Annotated in this window: 15 protein-coding genes and 1 pseudogene; 12 read left to right on the top strand and 4 right to left on the bottom strand. The window is 61.9% G+C overall.

Features of this window, described 5'->3' with window-relative positions:
- Positions 1 to 47 precede the first annotated feature (47 nt).
- Positions 48 to 641, bottom strand: a complete 594-nt coding sequence (locus ACNPN0_RS07040) for an isochorismatase family protein (protein WP_105658426.1) — start codon at positions 639 to 641, stop codon at positions 48 to 50.
- A 104-nt stretch (positions 642 to 745) separates the two neighbouring features.
- Positions 746 to 2,044: a nicotinate phosphoribosyltransferase gene (locus ACNPN0_RS07035; RefSeq protein ID WP_105662594.1), complete on the bottom strand. Its 1,299-nt coding sequence runs from the start codon at positions 2,042 to 2,044 to the stop codon at positions 746 to 748.
- A 142-nt stretch (positions 2,045 to 2,186) separates the two neighbouring features.
- Here ACNPN0_RS07035 and clpS point away from each other — a divergent pair, with 142 nt between their 5' ends.
- From clpS to ACNPN0_RS07015, 4 genes and pseudogenes are all read left to right on the top strand, one after another.
- Positions 2,187 to 2,471 (top strand): ATP-dependent Clp protease adapter ClpS, encoded by a 285-nt coding sequence (clpS, locus tag ACNPN0_RS07030; RefSeq protein ID WP_105658428.1) that lies wholly within the window; start codon positions 2,187 to 2,189, stop codon positions 2,469 to 2,471.
- 2 nt (positions 2,472 to 2,473) lie between these two features.
- Positions 2,474 to 3,052, top strand: coding sequence for a DUF2017 domain-containing protein (locus ACNPN0_RS07025; RefSeq protein ID WP_105662595.1), 579 nt, complete (start codon positions 2,474 to 2,476; stop codon positions 3,050 to 3,052).
- 3 nt (positions 3,053 to 3,055) lie between these two features.
- The gene (gene murI, locus ACNPN0_RS07020; protein ID WP_105662596.1) at positions 3,056 to 3,979 is read left to right on the top strand and encodes a glutamate racemase; all 924 of its coding nucleotides are present in this window, start codon (positions 3,056 to 3,058) and stop codon (positions 3,977 to 3,979) included.
- Positions 3,976 to 4,770 (top strand): annotated as a pseudogene (locus ACNPN0_RS07015) (MBL fold metallo-hydrolase); the annotation flags it as partial. The gene murI and the pseudogene ACNPN0_RS07015, both read left to right, overlap by 4 nt.
- A 228-nt stretch (positions 4,771 to 4,998) precedes the next feature.
- Here the strand turns inward: ACNPN0_RS07015 and ACNPN0_RS07010 are convergent.
- Positions 4,999 to 5,463, bottom strand: a complete 465-nt coding sequence (locus ACNPN0_RS07010) for a hypothetical protein (RefSeq protein WP_286134697.1) — start codon at positions 5,461 to 5,463, stop codon at positions 4,999 to 5,001.
- 88 nt (positions 5,464 to 5,551) lie between these two features.
- Here ACNPN0_RS07010 and ACNPN0_RS07005 point away from each other — a divergent pair, with 88 nt between their 5' ends.
- The 3 genes from ACNPN0_RS07005 (at position 5,552) to rdgB (ending at position 7,661) form a co-directional block, all read left to right on the top strand.
- Entirely contained in the window at positions 5,552 to 6,208 is a 657-nt protein-coding gene (locus ACNPN0_RS07005) for a helix-turn-helix transcriptional regulator (protein WP_448938255.1), read from the top strand.
- 89 nt (positions 6,209 to 6,297) lie between these two features.
- Positions 6,298 to 7,032 carry a ribonuclease PH gene (rph, locus tag ACNPN0_RS07000; RefSeq protein WP_388025335.1) on the top strand — a complete coding sequence of 245 codons (735 nt, stop codon included), beginning with the start codon at positions 6,298 to 6,300 and terminating at the stop codon, positions 7,030 to 7,032.
- Complete coding sequence (gene rdgB, locus ACNPN0_RS06995) at positions 7,029 to 7,661, top strand: RdgB/HAM1 family non-canonical purine NTP pyrophosphatase (RefSeq protein WP_105658434.1); 633 nt, start codon at positions 7,029 to 7,031, stop codon at positions 7,659 to 7,661. The genes rph and rdgB overlap by 4 nt, the downstream gene beginning before the upstream one ends.
- A 66-nt stretch (positions 7,662 to 7,727) precedes the next feature.
- Here rdgB and ACNPN0_RS06990 read toward each other — a convergent pair whose 3' ends face one another.
- On the bottom strand, positions 7,728 to 8,855 hold the full coding sequence (locus ACNPN0_RS06990) for an HNH endonuclease signature motif containing protein (RefSeq protein WP_448938254.1): 1,128 nt from the start codon (positions 8,853 to 8,855) through the stop codon (positions 7,728 to 7,730).
- A 383-nt stretch (positions 8,856 to 9,238) separates the two neighbouring features.
- Between ACNPN0_RS06990 and ACNPN0_RS06985 the strand changes: the two genes are divergently transcribed.
- The 5 genes from ACNPN0_RS06985 to ACNPN0_RS06965 all read left to right on the top strand — a co-directional run bounded on the left by ACNPN0_RS06985 (position 9,239) and on the right by ACNPN0_RS06965 (position 13,153).
- Entirely contained in the window at positions 9,239 to 9,598 is a 360-nt protein-coding gene (locus ACNPN0_RS06985) for a GntR family transcriptional regulator (protein WP_181148913.1), read from the top strand.
- A 29-nt stretch (positions 9,599 to 9,627) separates the two neighbouring features.
- A complete protein-coding gene (locus ACNPN0_RS06980; protein WP_105662601.1) occupies positions 9,628 to 10,545 on the top strand; it encodes an ABC transporter ATP-binding protein in 918 nt (305 codons plus the stop codon).
- On the top strand, positions 10,542 to 11,237 hold the full coding sequence (locus ACNPN0_RS06975; RefSeq protein ID WP_105658437.1) for a hypothetical protein: 696 nt from the start codon (positions 10,542 to 10,544) through the stop codon (positions 11,235 to 11,237). The genes ACNPN0_RS06980 and ACNPN0_RS06975 overlap by 4 nt, the downstream gene beginning before the upstream one ends.
- A 189-nt stretch (positions 11,238 to 11,426) precedes the next feature.
- A complete protein-coding gene (locus tag ACNPN0_RS06970; RefSeq protein WP_448938253.1) occupies positions 11,427 to 11,924 on the top strand; it encodes an SRPBCC family protein in 498 nt (165 codons plus the stop codon).
- 227 nt (positions 11,925 to 12,151) lie between these two features.
- A complete protein-coding gene (locus ACNPN0_RS06965) occupies positions 12,152 to 13,153 on the top strand; it encodes an exonuclease domain-containing protein (RefSeq protein ID WP_448938252.1) in 1,002 nt (333 codons plus the stop codon).
- The last annotated feature ends 25 nt before the right edge of the window (positions 13,154 to 13,178 follow it).

Raw genomic sequence — 13,178 nt, 5'->3', positions numbered from 1 at the left:
GGAAAATTCGGTCAGGAGCAAAGCCGTTTCTGCTTTCCGGGGGATCATCAACCCAGCGAAATCACCGTTACCCCGGCTGCCCTCAGTTCCTCGCGTATCGCCGGCAGATTCTCCGGCGAGACTGCTGCGGTCAGCGGAGAAATGATGGTCGTGGTGAATCCTGCTTCAGCTGCATCGAAGGCGGTCGCCTTTACGCAATGATCCGCGGCGAGCCCTACGACATCTACAGAGTCAATGCCTCTGGCCTTGAGCCATGGACCTAGCAGTTCTCCGCTTTCATCAGCCTGGTCAGCCGATGGATCCAGCACTCTGGCTTCGAAACCCGAATAGGCTGCGGTGAAGCGCCCCTTGGCGAAGTGCGCATCCAGGGGCACCTCGGCGAGCTGCGGATGCAGGGCGGCGCCAGATGTTCCGGCGACACAGTGCACCGGCCAGGAATCAATGAAGTCGGGGGTTTCCGAGAAATGATTCCCGGGCTCGATATGCCAATCCTGGGTGGTGACGATTGCCGAGTAGGCATCGCGGCGTTCGGCAATATCCGCGGCAATGGCCGTTGCGACGGCGTTGCCGCCGGTCACGGCCAGGGCTCCGCCTTCGCAGAAGTCGGGTTGGACATCAATGATCAACAGGGCTCTGCTCATCGCTGCCTCCTGGCTGGGGGAAGTGTAGAGATTGGAAAACTGCGGACCGCAGGATCCTTGAATCTGGATCCTACGTCCCGCAGCTGGGATTTTCGTGTGTTCGACTAGTCCTGGATCATGACGGTCGGGATGACCGGTTCGCCACGCTGCATCTTGCGTGCCACGCCTGGCAGTTCCTGGACCGATGCGAAGTGGCGCTCGGTGGCGAGCTTGACGCCAGCTGCACCCACGTACGCCTGATCGATCTCGCCATGGCGCACCAACGGGACCACCAGATCCCGCTCGGGGCCGCCGGTGGTGTACTCGGAAGTGGAGACGATTTCAGCGACAGCGCGGTTGCGTTCATTGAGCTGGCGCACCGCGTACTTGCGCCCGCCCACGCTGGCCTTGTTCGCCGCGGCCTTGGCGACCGGAATCCATTGCCCCGAATCGTCTTGGCGGGCAACCAGCTTGTAAACCATCGACGCGGTCGGATGGCCGGAGCCGGTGACCAATGCCGTGCCGACGCCATAGGCGTCAACCGGGGCGCTGGCCAGGGCGGCGATCGCGTACTCGTCGAGGTCCGAGGTCACGGTGATCTTGGTGTTCCAGTTGCCCAGGTCATCAAGCAGCTCGCGAACCCAGCCTGCCTGCTGCACCAGGTCGCCCGAGTCCAGCCGGACTCCGCCTAGTTCCGGACCCGCAACTTCAACCGCGGTGCGTACGCCCTTCTCCACGTCGTAGGTATCCACCAGCAAGATGGTGTCCTTGCCCAGCGAGGCAACCTGCGCTTCGAAAGCGGCGCGCTCGGTGTCGTGAAGCAGGGTGAACGAGTGGGCCGAAGTGCCAACGGTCTTCAAGCCATAGCGGGCACCGGCTTCCAAATTGGACGTTGAAGTGAATCCGGCAATCATGGCGGCCCGCGCGGCAGCCACTGCTGATTCCTCATGGGTGCGGCGCGAGCCCATCTCGATACATGGGCGTTCGCCGGCCGAGGCGATCATTCGCGATGCCGCCGAAGCGATGGCCGAATCATGGTTCATGACCGAGAGCAGGAAAGTCTCGATAACGCAGGCTTCAGCGAAAGTCGACTCCACGGTCAGCAGCGGCGAATTCGGGAAGTACAACTCGCCCTCGGCGTAGCCGGAGATGCTGCCGGTGAAGCGGAAGTTCTCCAGGTACTTGATGGTTTCCGCGTTGACTACCTTGTTGTCGCTGAGGAAACGCAGCTGTTCGTCATCGAAGCGGAAGTTTGCCAACCCTTCGAGCACGCGACCAGTACCTGCGACCACGCCATAGCGCCGGCCCTCGGGCAAGCGGCGAGCGAATGCCTCGAAGACAGACGGGCGGTGAGCTGCACCGGATCCCAGCGCTGCTTGGAGCATGGTCAGCTCATAGTGGTCGGTGAAGAGACTGGTGCGCATGTGACGCTCCTGATGATCGGAAAAGGCCTTATACGGTGCTGCTTGGGAAAGCAGACCGGTTTTACTGTATAACGGCTCACGCTCAAGGTGATATTTGCCGTGTCCGGTGTTGCGTTCAGCTTCCAAGCGTAAAATGGAAGCCATGACCGCAATGCCCGATGTACTTTCCGAATTTGAAACCCTGGTATCCCAAGACAAGCCCTGGCGCTTGGTCGTGTGGAATGATCCAGTGAACTTGATGAGCTACGTATCCTACGTGTTCCGTTCCTACTTTGGTTTCAGCGCGGAAAAAGCCGAGAAGCTCATGCTGCAGGTGCACCATGACGGCTTCTGCACGGTGCGCAGCGGCAGCCGCGAAGCTATCGAATCCGATGTGCAGGCAATGCACGGATTCGGCCTGAACGCAACGATGACCCAGGGAGCCTGAACGTGGCGAAGGCCTTCAAGAACGGTTCCAAGGGCATTACCGGAACACTGCACTCCGCAGAACGAAAACTGATCCGCGAACTCTTCGGCGATGTCATTGGAATGCTCGAGGAGCGTGCGCAGCTGCACCAGCTGCCCGAAGATGTTGATCCGCTTTACGCCCTGACCGGCATGCGGCCCGAGTCCATGGACCTGCCGCCGGTTTCCGATCCAGCGCTGGCCAGGCTGCTGCCGGATGCCAGCGATGACGCAGTGGCCGCCGCGGAGCATCGCCGGCTGACCGAAGCCGACCTGATCGCGCAAAAGGTTGGTCGCCTGCGCGAGGCCCAGATGCTGCTGGACACCGAAAAGCTGGTCTTGGACAAGGACACCGCGACGCGTTTTGCCCAAGCGCTGAACGACGTGCGCCTGGTGCTCGCAGAGCGCCTGGAAATCCGCAGTGAAGAGGATTCGGCCCGGGTCGCAGAGGTGCTCGATGCATCCGAGGTGAACACCCCGGACGAATACATGTCCTTGGTGTACAACCTGATTTCATGGGTCCTCGATACCCTGATGGCTGCACTGATGGATGCGGAGTTCTAATCCATGAATTCCTACTTTGCTACCGGGCAGGTCTCGGCCCCGGAGGCCAATACCCCCATCGGCATTTTCGACTCGGGCGTTGGCGGGCTGACCGTGGCCCGCGCGATCATTGACCAGCTGCCGGGCGAATCGCTGATCTATGTGGGGGATACCGCCAACTCTCCCTATGGCCCGCTGCCCATTGCCCAGGTTCGGGCCAATGCGCTGGGGGTGATGGATGAGCTGGTAGATGGTGGCGTGAAGCTGCTGGTGATTGCCTGCAATTCGGCCTCTGCCGCAGTGCTGCGCGATGCTCGCGAGCGCTATACCGCGCGCTATGGCATCCCGGTCGTCGAGGTCATCCAGCCGGCGGTGCGCCGTGCGGTAGCCGGCACGAAGAATGGCAAGATCGGCATCATCGGCACCCAGGCGACTGTTGGTTCACGCGCCTACGAGGACGCCTTTGCGGCCGCGCCGAACTTGCAGGTCTCCACCGTGGCCTGCCCGCGCTTCGTGGAGTTCGTGGAGTCCGGCATTACCGCCGGTGCCGAGCTGCTGGAGATCGCGCAGGAATACCTGGCGCCGCTGCAGGCCGCCGATGTAGACACCCTGGTTCTGGGATGCACGCACTATCCGTTGCTGACCGGCGTGATCTCCTATGTCATGGGGGATTCGGTCAGCTTGGTTTCGAGTGCCGAGGAAACGGCAAAGGACGTTTTCCGGGCGTTGACCCGCCATGCCCTGGTGCGCAACGACGGCGCCGCGGCGCGTCATGAGTTCCTAGCCACAGGCAACGCTGATAGCTTTGGTGTACTGGCTCGCCGATTCCTCGGACCCGAGGTGCTGCAGGTGCGCCACGTGGACCATGTAGCCGCCCACTATCCGACCGGAGCTATTTCGCGGATTACCCCGCAGATGATTGCCGCGTCGAAAGCGAGTAACGAATGAAGCTGACCATCATTGGATGCACCGGGTCATTCCCAGGGCCGGGATCGCCCGCTTCCTGCTACCTGGTGTCGGCCTTTGATGGCACGCGCGACTGGAAGATCCTGCTGGATCTGGGCTCCGGCGCGTTGGGCGTGCTTCAGCGTTACACCGATTTAAAAGACATTGACGGGATCATGATTTCCCATCTGCATCCCGATCACTGCATGGACCTTTGCGGTTTGCATGTGGCGATTCGCTGGGACCCGACGGGCTGGGGCCGGGACCGGATGCTGGTGCACGGTCCGGAAGATACCGCCGAACGCATTGAAACGGCCTACTCCCTGCCCGATGGCGACACCATGGCCAAGGACTACGACTTCCAGGTCTGGAAATCCTTGCAGCCGGTGAACATCGGTCCCTTCACCATCACTCCCTACCCGGTGCGCCACCCGATCAAGGAAGCCTATGCGCTGCGCGTGGAAGCGCATGAGCCGGGCCCCGATGGCGAGTTGCTGACCAGCGTGCTGACCTATTCCGGGGACACCGACAGCTGCGATGGCCTGGTTGAGGCAGCCCGCGGCGCTGACATGTTCCTGTGCGAAGCGGCCTTCGAAGAGGGCCGCGATGACCATATCGACGGCGTGCACCTGACGGGCAAGCGTGCTGGCGAAATGGCGACCGCGGCCGGTGCCGAGCGCATGCTGCTGACGCACATTCCGGTATGGACCGACATCAACAAGGTAGTCGAAGAAGCCAAGGAAACCTACGACGGCGGGATCGCTGTTGCCGTTTCCGGGGTGACTTACGGCGTGTACTCCGGCAGCCTGAAGGAAGACAAGGACCCGGCCCTGTTCAAGGGGGAGCGCGGTACCGACTACCTGAAGACCCGTACAGGCACCATGCCGACCATCAAGTACGAGAAGACCCGCAAGTTCCCCTTGCTCAAACGCAAGAAGTAGGCACGCGGAACCGGAGAAAAGCACTGGCGGACAGGAAGAAATATCCTCTGCGCCGGTGCTTTTCGCGTTCCCGGAAGCAGCCTAGCCGGCGCCGTGCTTGGCACCCCAGGGCTTGTCGTATTTGCTGGCCAGTCGGGTCAGGGCCAATGCGGCGACCAGCAGTCCCACGTCGCGCAGGGCGACATCGAGGAAGACGCCCATCGAGACCAGATTGACGATGATGCCCAGCAGCCACAGTGACAGCACATAGCTCGCGTAGCGCGGCTTGATGATCATCGATGCGGCGGCAACCAGTTCCACCACGCCAACGAAATGCATGGCGGTTTGCGCGGAGAACGGCATGATGTCAATGATCCACGGGGCCAGGTATTCCGGCCAGTAGGTCATGACGTTCGCGAACTTGTCCAGTCCCATCAGCAGGGGCAGGACGACAAATCCAATGCGCAGGATCCAGAATGCGCTCAACGACGGGTCGGTGTTGACTCGTGCAGCTGTTGTTGCCCGTATGTGCGAGACCGGATGCTTCTCGCTCCATGAGGCGCTCATGGCGATCACCCTCCAAAGGTTTGAACGTATACCCAGAATTCGCCTCTCGGGCCTATTTGTCAGTATCCATTGTTGATAGAATTCTGGCATGTCGACAAAACTGAGCTTGCAACAAGATACGGTCCTCAAATCGCTCAACGATCCGGTTCGGCGGCGACTGTTCGAATTCATTTCGCAAAGTCCGCAACCGGCAGGACGCGACGCGGCATCCAAGGCCGCAGGAATCAGCCGGACCCTGGCCGCCTACCATCTGGACCGGCTGGCAAGCGCAGGATTGCTGGCGGTGACTTTCGCACGGCCGGAAGGCAAAAACGGGCCGGGGGCCGGGCGCACCGCGAAACTTTACGCGCTCGCTCAAGAGGAAGTATCCGTGAGCTTGCCAGCGCGCAATTACCGCCTCTTGGGCAGCTTGCTGGCGAACGCGGCCAGTGCCGATGCCTCGGGGGCTGTGCTCCAGGCGCTGCGTCAGGCGGCACGTGGCGAGGGGCAGAACCTGGGGCAGGCCGGTGACGGGCTCGTGCCGCTGCTGGACGAGCTGGGCTATGCGCCTGAAGCAGACGAGCGAGGAGAGATCTCCATGGGGAACTGCCCCTTCCATCTGGTCGCGCAGCAGCAGACCGAACTGGTCTGCTCCATGAACTATGAACTGGTTTCAGGCGTCTTGGAGGGGTGCCAGTTGGATTGCAGCCGGGCCGAGCTGAGCCCGCGTCCCGGGCGATGCTGCGTTGTGGTGCATGCTCAGTAGCTGCCAAGGATGCGCCACGAGGTGCATTTCACCGTAACTCGCGGGTTCACCCGTACAGATCGCGCGGTGCGCGTGGTTAGGATGGAAGCATGACTTTACGCGCTGACGGCCGAGGAGCCGCGCAACTTCGAGACATTACCATCACCCGTGGCTGGTCCGCTCAGGCCGAAGGCTCGGCGCTGATCGAATTCGGCGACACCCGCGTGCTGTGCACCGCGTCCTTCACCGAGGGCGTGCCACGCTGGCTCAAGGGCGAAGGCACCGGCTGGGTCACCGCTGAATACGCGATGCTCCCACGTGCTACCAACACCCGCAACTCCCGCGAATCGGTCCGGGGCAAGCTCTCGGGCCGCACCCATGAGATTTCCCGCCTGATCGGCCGCTCGCTGCGTGCCGTCGTGGACACCAAGGCCCTGGGCGAAAACACCATCGTGCTGGACTGCGACGTCCTGCAGGCCGACGGCGGCACCCGCACTGCCGCCATCACCGGTGCCTACGTGGCACTGGCAGAAGCAATTTCCTGGGCCCGTTCGCAGGGCATCGTGAAGGCCAACGCCAAGGTGCTCACCGACTCGGTCGCCGCGATCTCGGTGGGCATCATCGATGGCACCCCGATGCTGGACCTGCCCTACGAGGAAGATGTTCGCGCCGAGACCGACATGAACGTCGTGGTCACCGGATCCGGCGACTTCGTCGAGGTCCAGGGCACCGCCGAAGGGGTTCCATTCAAGCGCGAGGAGCTGGATGCCCTGCTGGACCTGGCCCTTGGCGGAACCAACGAGCTGGCCGAGATCCAGCGTGAAACCCTGAGCAGCACCAAATGAGCAAGCCGGTACTGGTGCTTGCCTCGCGCAACCAGGGCAAGCTGCGCGAATTGCGCGAATTGCTGCGCGGGCAGGTGCCGGGCTTGGATGTTGACAGCCAGGTCATCGACGCCGCCACCGCTGGGGCTGCCGATCCGGTTGAAGACCAGGTCACCTTCCAGGGCAATGCGCTGAAAAAGGCCCGCGAGATCTCGGCATCCACCGGCCTGGTGGCGCTGGCCGATGATTCCGGCTTGAGCGTGGATGTGCTCGGGGGAGCGCCGGGAATCTTCTCGGCGCGCTGGTCCGGGGTGCACGGCAATGACGAAGCGAATATCGATCTGCTGCTCGGCCAGCTCGGCGATATTGCAGCCGAGCACCGCGCAGCGCAGTTCGTCTGCGCCGCGGCACTGGCTACCCCAGAGGGTGCCGAGCACGTGGAACTGGGCAAGGTCGAAGGCGTGCTGCGCACCGAGCGTGCCGGCGAGCATGGTTTCGGCTATGATCCGATCTTCGAACCGGCCGGCGCCGGCAAGTCCATGGCCCAGCACACTCCGGAGGAGAAGAACGCGATCTCGCATCGGGCTCGCGCCTTCGCCGCGTTGCTGCCCAGCATCATCGACGAGGTCACCAAGGCCTTGGCCAAGTAGCCTCCAAATCCCGGATAGAACAAGAACGCCAGCAAATCCTGAAACGGATTTGCTGGCGTTCTTGCGCTAGTGCGGGAAGTTCTCGCCGAACCGTGCCAGGGCCAGATAGGGCCGCTCGTCGAACTCGGTCACCAGATATTGGGTTTCGCATGCGCGGCACTGCCACTGTGCGGGAGGCCCCACAGGCATCATGCAGCCAGCGGTGACGTACTCGTCGTCATCGGGCATGAAGCTTGGCATTCCCCAGATGATCTTCAGCGGATTGCGTTCCCCGCATTCCGGGCAGGCAGGCTTCGCGAACTTCCGAAGCTGTTCCAGGGTTGGCTGGTGGGCCATGTCGTGGCAGCCACGGCAAAGCAGCACCACCTCATCGGCATGGTCCTGGATCTCCCAACGCAGGCCGTTGTGATGGCTCTGCGGCAGATGGACCTCGGGCCTGGCAGAAATATCCCGATCGCAGATTTCGCAAGCAAGCGGTTCATACGGTGAAGCCTTCTGGAGGATGGCCACAACGCCGAGCACCTCATTGGCCTTCGCAGGCTGCGAGGGAGTGCAAGGTCCGGCGGTGACGAATATCGGGCGGGGGCGTTCGAGAAGATCCCCGATGCTGCCCAGAAGCTTCTGGGCAAGGGAATCTGCCAAATACTGCGAGCGTCCTGGAAGTTCTGCGCCGATCATGGACTCGAGCTCAGCCACGGAGATCGGGTCGGTGAAGGTCGCCAAATTGGTGAAGGTGAGCCGCTCCGCCTCATCGGCTTCGGTGATTTCAAGGCTGGCAATCAACGCTGGAGTGCCCTCCAATGCCGTCAGGACGAGATCGCCTGCCCGCAGGGGGTCCTCCAAATTCCAGCGGAATGACTCGTTCTCCTGCCCCAGGGCCGCCGCGGAAGCCAGTGCATTTGCCTGGCGGCACCAATATACCGGCTGGCCCTTCGTGCCGGTGAGCAGTGCGCGATTCAATGCCGCTTGGTTCGGGCGGCGCAAGGGGTAGTCCAGGATATTGCGGCCGGGACGCTGCATGGTGCCAGCGCGCGAGTCCTGGATTCTGGCGATCAGCTCGCGCCGGGTAGCGCGGGCCATTTCTTCACCGGTGGATTCGGGGAAAAGCACCGTGTACAGCCCGAGCAGGATCTGGCGATCCAATGCTCCGAGAAGCGGATCCGGAGCCTCAAGGCGATTGAATAGTTCTTGCATGGTCCCTCCCATAAAGGCCTGCAATCCGTGGATTGCGGTCATTGCCCAGCGTGCGATCACTATTTTCCTGGGCCAGATACTGCAAATTATTCGTAGCCATCGCCAGCCCTTCCCGGTTTCGGGTTGCGCCATGCGTTGTCTCGGTCTGCAGCTCCATTTCCGTGCTCACCACGGTGAACGCGCCATCGCCGGTGCCCGTTCCAGGCAGCCCCGTCGACAGTTCCCAGCATAGATAGCGAGGCGGACAGTTTGGGGTACCGGATTTTCCGTGGATATTTTGCCGCCCCGCTATTGCACAGAACCGAACTAGGTTCTATGGTTAGTTACATGAGTAACTAACCCACTAACTAACCTAGTGGAAATGAGCACGGAGAGGAGCCAGCATGATTGATGATTCAAAACCGATCTTCTTGCAGATTGCTGAGCTGATTGAGAACGACATCATCTCTGGTGTTCTTGCAGAAGAAGCGCAAGTTCCATCAACCAATGAATTCGCAGCGTTCTACCGGATCAATCCGGCGACAGCAGCCAAGGGAATCAACCGGCTCGTGGAAGACGGACTGCTCTACAAGAAGCGGGGGATCGGCATGTTCGTCACCGAAGGTGCACCGCGGCGGCTGCGAGAACAGCGCCGCGAGAAATTCCAACAGCAATTCATCACCCCATTGACCGCAGAAGCCTCCAAGCTGGGCATTGGCCTGGATGAGCTGGTCGCCATGATCAAGACCGGTTCGGATTCTTGAAACATCTCTACTAGGCAGGGAGGAACGACATGCCACGAACGACAGCAATCGCCACACGCGAGCTGAGCAAGACCTACAAGGACGTGCGAGCGCTCGACAACGTCAGCCTGGAACTGGAACCCGACCGTATCTACGGGCTGCTTGGACGGAACGGGGCCGGCAAGACCACGCTCATGTCCATCCTGACCGGGCAGAACTATGCGGACCAAGGCACCGCCGAAATCTTCGGCCACGCCCCCTTCGAGCATGATCCGACGCTCTCGCGCATCTGCTTCATCCGCGAATCCCAGAAGTACCCCGATGACTTCAAGGTCCACCAGGCCTTCAAATCCGCAGCCCTGTTCTTCGAGAACTGGGATGAGGAACTGGCCCAGGATCTCGTCGAGGCGTTCGCACTGCCGACCAGGCGCAGGATCAAGAAGCTCTCCCGCGGGCAGCTGTCCGCGGTGGGCGTGATCATCGGCATGGCCTCGCGGGCTGACATCACGTTCTTCGACGAACCCTACCTCGGCCTGGACGCGGTAGCGCGGCAGATCTTCTATGACCGCCTCGTCGAAGACTTCGCGGAATATCCACGCACCATCGTGCTCTCCAGCCACCTGATCGATGAAGTCGCCAACCTGCTCGAACACGTCATCGTGATCGACAAGGGGCGAATCGTCATCGACTCGGATGCCGAAGAGCTGCGCGGCACAGCGGTAACGGTAACTGGCGAGGACGCCAAGGTCCAGGAATTCATCGGCTCCGCGCAGATAATCCATCGTGATGCACTCGGCGCCCTGGCCAGCGTCACCATCAAGGCCAAGCTGGATTCGGAGCAGCGCGAACAAGCGAAGCTCATGGGCCTGGACCTGAGTCCGGTGTCGCTGCAGCAACTGGTAGTCCGCAGCGCCTTGAGCAGCACAACCGAAACAGGGATCGACGAACGGACGGAGGCAAGAAAATGAACCGCATCATCAAAGTCGCCCGCATGCAACTGATCAACAAAGCCACTTTCATTGGAATCCCGCTGATAATCCTGGGTGGATCGTTCCTCTTCACACTGGCCATCTGGTGGCTGGTGCGGCGCAACGGCAGCGACGAAGGGCTGTACAGCGGTGGCGCCCAAGCGCCGATGTGGTACTTCTTGGCCCTGGGTATCCAGGCGCTGACACTGACTTTCCCGTTCTCCATGGCCATGAGCATTTCGCGGCGTACCTTCTATCTGGGAACCGTGGCACTGTTCTCCGTCTGCGCACTGGTTCTGTCGGTGTTCTACTACCTGATTGGATTGCTGGAAGTCGCCACCGGTGGTTGGGGCATGGGCGGCCAGTTCTTCGCCCTGCAATGGATTGCGGATAACAACTGGCTGGTCCAGATCCTGTTCTACTTCGTGCTGATGGTGCTGCTGTTCATGGTCGGCTTCCTGATAGCGACCATCTACATGAGGTGGCGCACCACGGGCATGGTGGTTTTCTTCACCCTGCTGGGTGTGGTGGTGCTGGGAATCATCGCCCTGTTCACCTTCGGCAATTACTGGGACCAGTTCTGGAGCTGGGCCTTGACCTGGACCGCCGCGGGGATCACGCTGTGGGGCGGCCTGGTGGCCCTGCTGATGGCAGGAGGATCCTATCTCACCTTGCGCAAGGCAACCGCCTAGCCCGGGTCCGAAATGCAGGGCATATGGGCACCGGTTCCCTTTCCCTTGGGGGAAGGGAACCGGTGCCTGCTTTTGCAAGAAGGCGCCCAGCGGCCCGGGACCGCGATTTGCTATTCTTCAATGACTGCCGGTGAAGGCGCTGGAGCCGCCCGTGCCGCGGCGGCAGGGGAGCAACCCAGGAGAGAAATCATGAGCGCCTCGCCGACCGGAATTCGAACCGCAGACGGAGCGCTGGAATTGCGCTGCGAGTTCACCCAATCCCCGAGCAGGATCTGGCGCTATCTGGCAGACTCCCAGTGCTTGGCGCTCTGGTATGGCCCATGGCACGGGGACCCGGAGCGCGGCGCGGTGGACGTGGTGATGCTGCTCGAGGACGGTTCACCCACCGAACGAGTCGAAATCCTGCGTTGCGATCCGCGCATGCACCACCTGCAGGTGCAACTTGGAACAGGCCCCTCGGCCTGGTCGCTGGAGCTCGCGGTGCAGTCCTGCGGCGAGGGCAGTTCCCTGGTCTTCCGGATGCCGGGCCTTGACCCGCAGCTCGCCGGCTCCGTCGGGCCGGGCTGGGACTACTACCTGGACCGCCTGGCAGCCGTGGTGAACGGAGCCGATGCCGACAGCGTGGACTTCGAAGCCGATTACTATCCGGCGCTCAGCGAGCATTACGAGGAGCTGTTCGGGCGCTGAGTTCCCTGCGTGCAGGGTTCGACCCGCTCAATGCGGCCGGCTGATGATTGTGAGATGCCCTGCCTTGCGCCCAAGCCAGCCAGGCCGCCGATAACTTGATCGATACAGGTCAAAATCGGGTTGCAGCGAATTATTGGCACGTTATCGCCCGGCGGTCACCGCGCGGTGCGCGGTGCGCGAATGTCACGCATGCCGGTGCCAGCGATTAAGCGAGTAAGCTATTGGGCGTGGCATTGGACTTCACAGCAGTAGATTTTGAGACAGCAAACGGTTTTATCGGCTCCGCCTGTTCGGTGGGCCTGGTCAAGGTACGCTCCGGGCAAATCGTCGAAACCGAACAGTGGCTCATGCAGCCGCCGGCAGGCTTCGACCACTTCGACCCGCGCAACGTCTCGATCCACCACATCACCCCCGACATGGTGAGCGCCGCGCCACGGGTGACCGACAGGATTCCGGAACTGCTGGAATTCATCGGATCCGACGTGCTGGTGGCCCACAATTCTTCGTTCGATTCCGGAGTGATCCGCGCGGCGTGCGAAGCCGGCGAACTGCCGGTACCGGAAATTGCGCACCTGTGCACCGTCAAGCTCTCCCGCAAGGCCTATGATCTGCCCAGCTACTCGCTGCCGTTCGTTGCCGAAGAAGCCGGGCACCCTATCGAAAACCACCACGAGGCTCTGGCTGACGCTGTGGCCTGTGCCTGGGCAATGATCGATATCGCCGGGCGCAGCGGACAGCAGTCCGTGTTGGAGACGGCAGACCACTATGGCGTCCGGCTGAGCCTGACCCAGCCGTGGCAGCCAGGCCACGAACTGTCCCGCGCCACCCGCGACGCCCAGGGCTGGCTGGCTGCTGGCAACCCGTTGCCGCCGCAGGATTCCTTCAACAACTGGCCGCAGGAAGGGCCGAACCCGAAGCCGAGCGACAACGCGGATCCCAGCCATCCGCTGTTCGGCCAGATCATGGTGTTCACCGGCAACCTGTCCATGCCGCGCCCCAAGGCCAAGGAACTGGCCGCCGAACACGGCGCGCAGACCGCCTCGCGGGTCACGCGCGCCACCACGGCGCTGGTCGTCGGAGACGGCTTCGTCCCGGAGGATCTGGCCAACGGGCGGCTGACCAACAAGGCCAAGCACGTACTCCGGCTGCGCGACAAGGGCCAGCGGGTCAGCATCATCTCCGAAGGCGAGTTCATGCAGATGGTTGGCGGGTTCGGCCTGACCGCCTAGCAAACCGCAGAAGCCCGGCCGGCAC

This window comes from Glutamicibacter sp. AGC84, from assembly GCF_053543575.1.
This window is presented reverse-complemented; position numbering and strand designations above follow the sequence as displayed.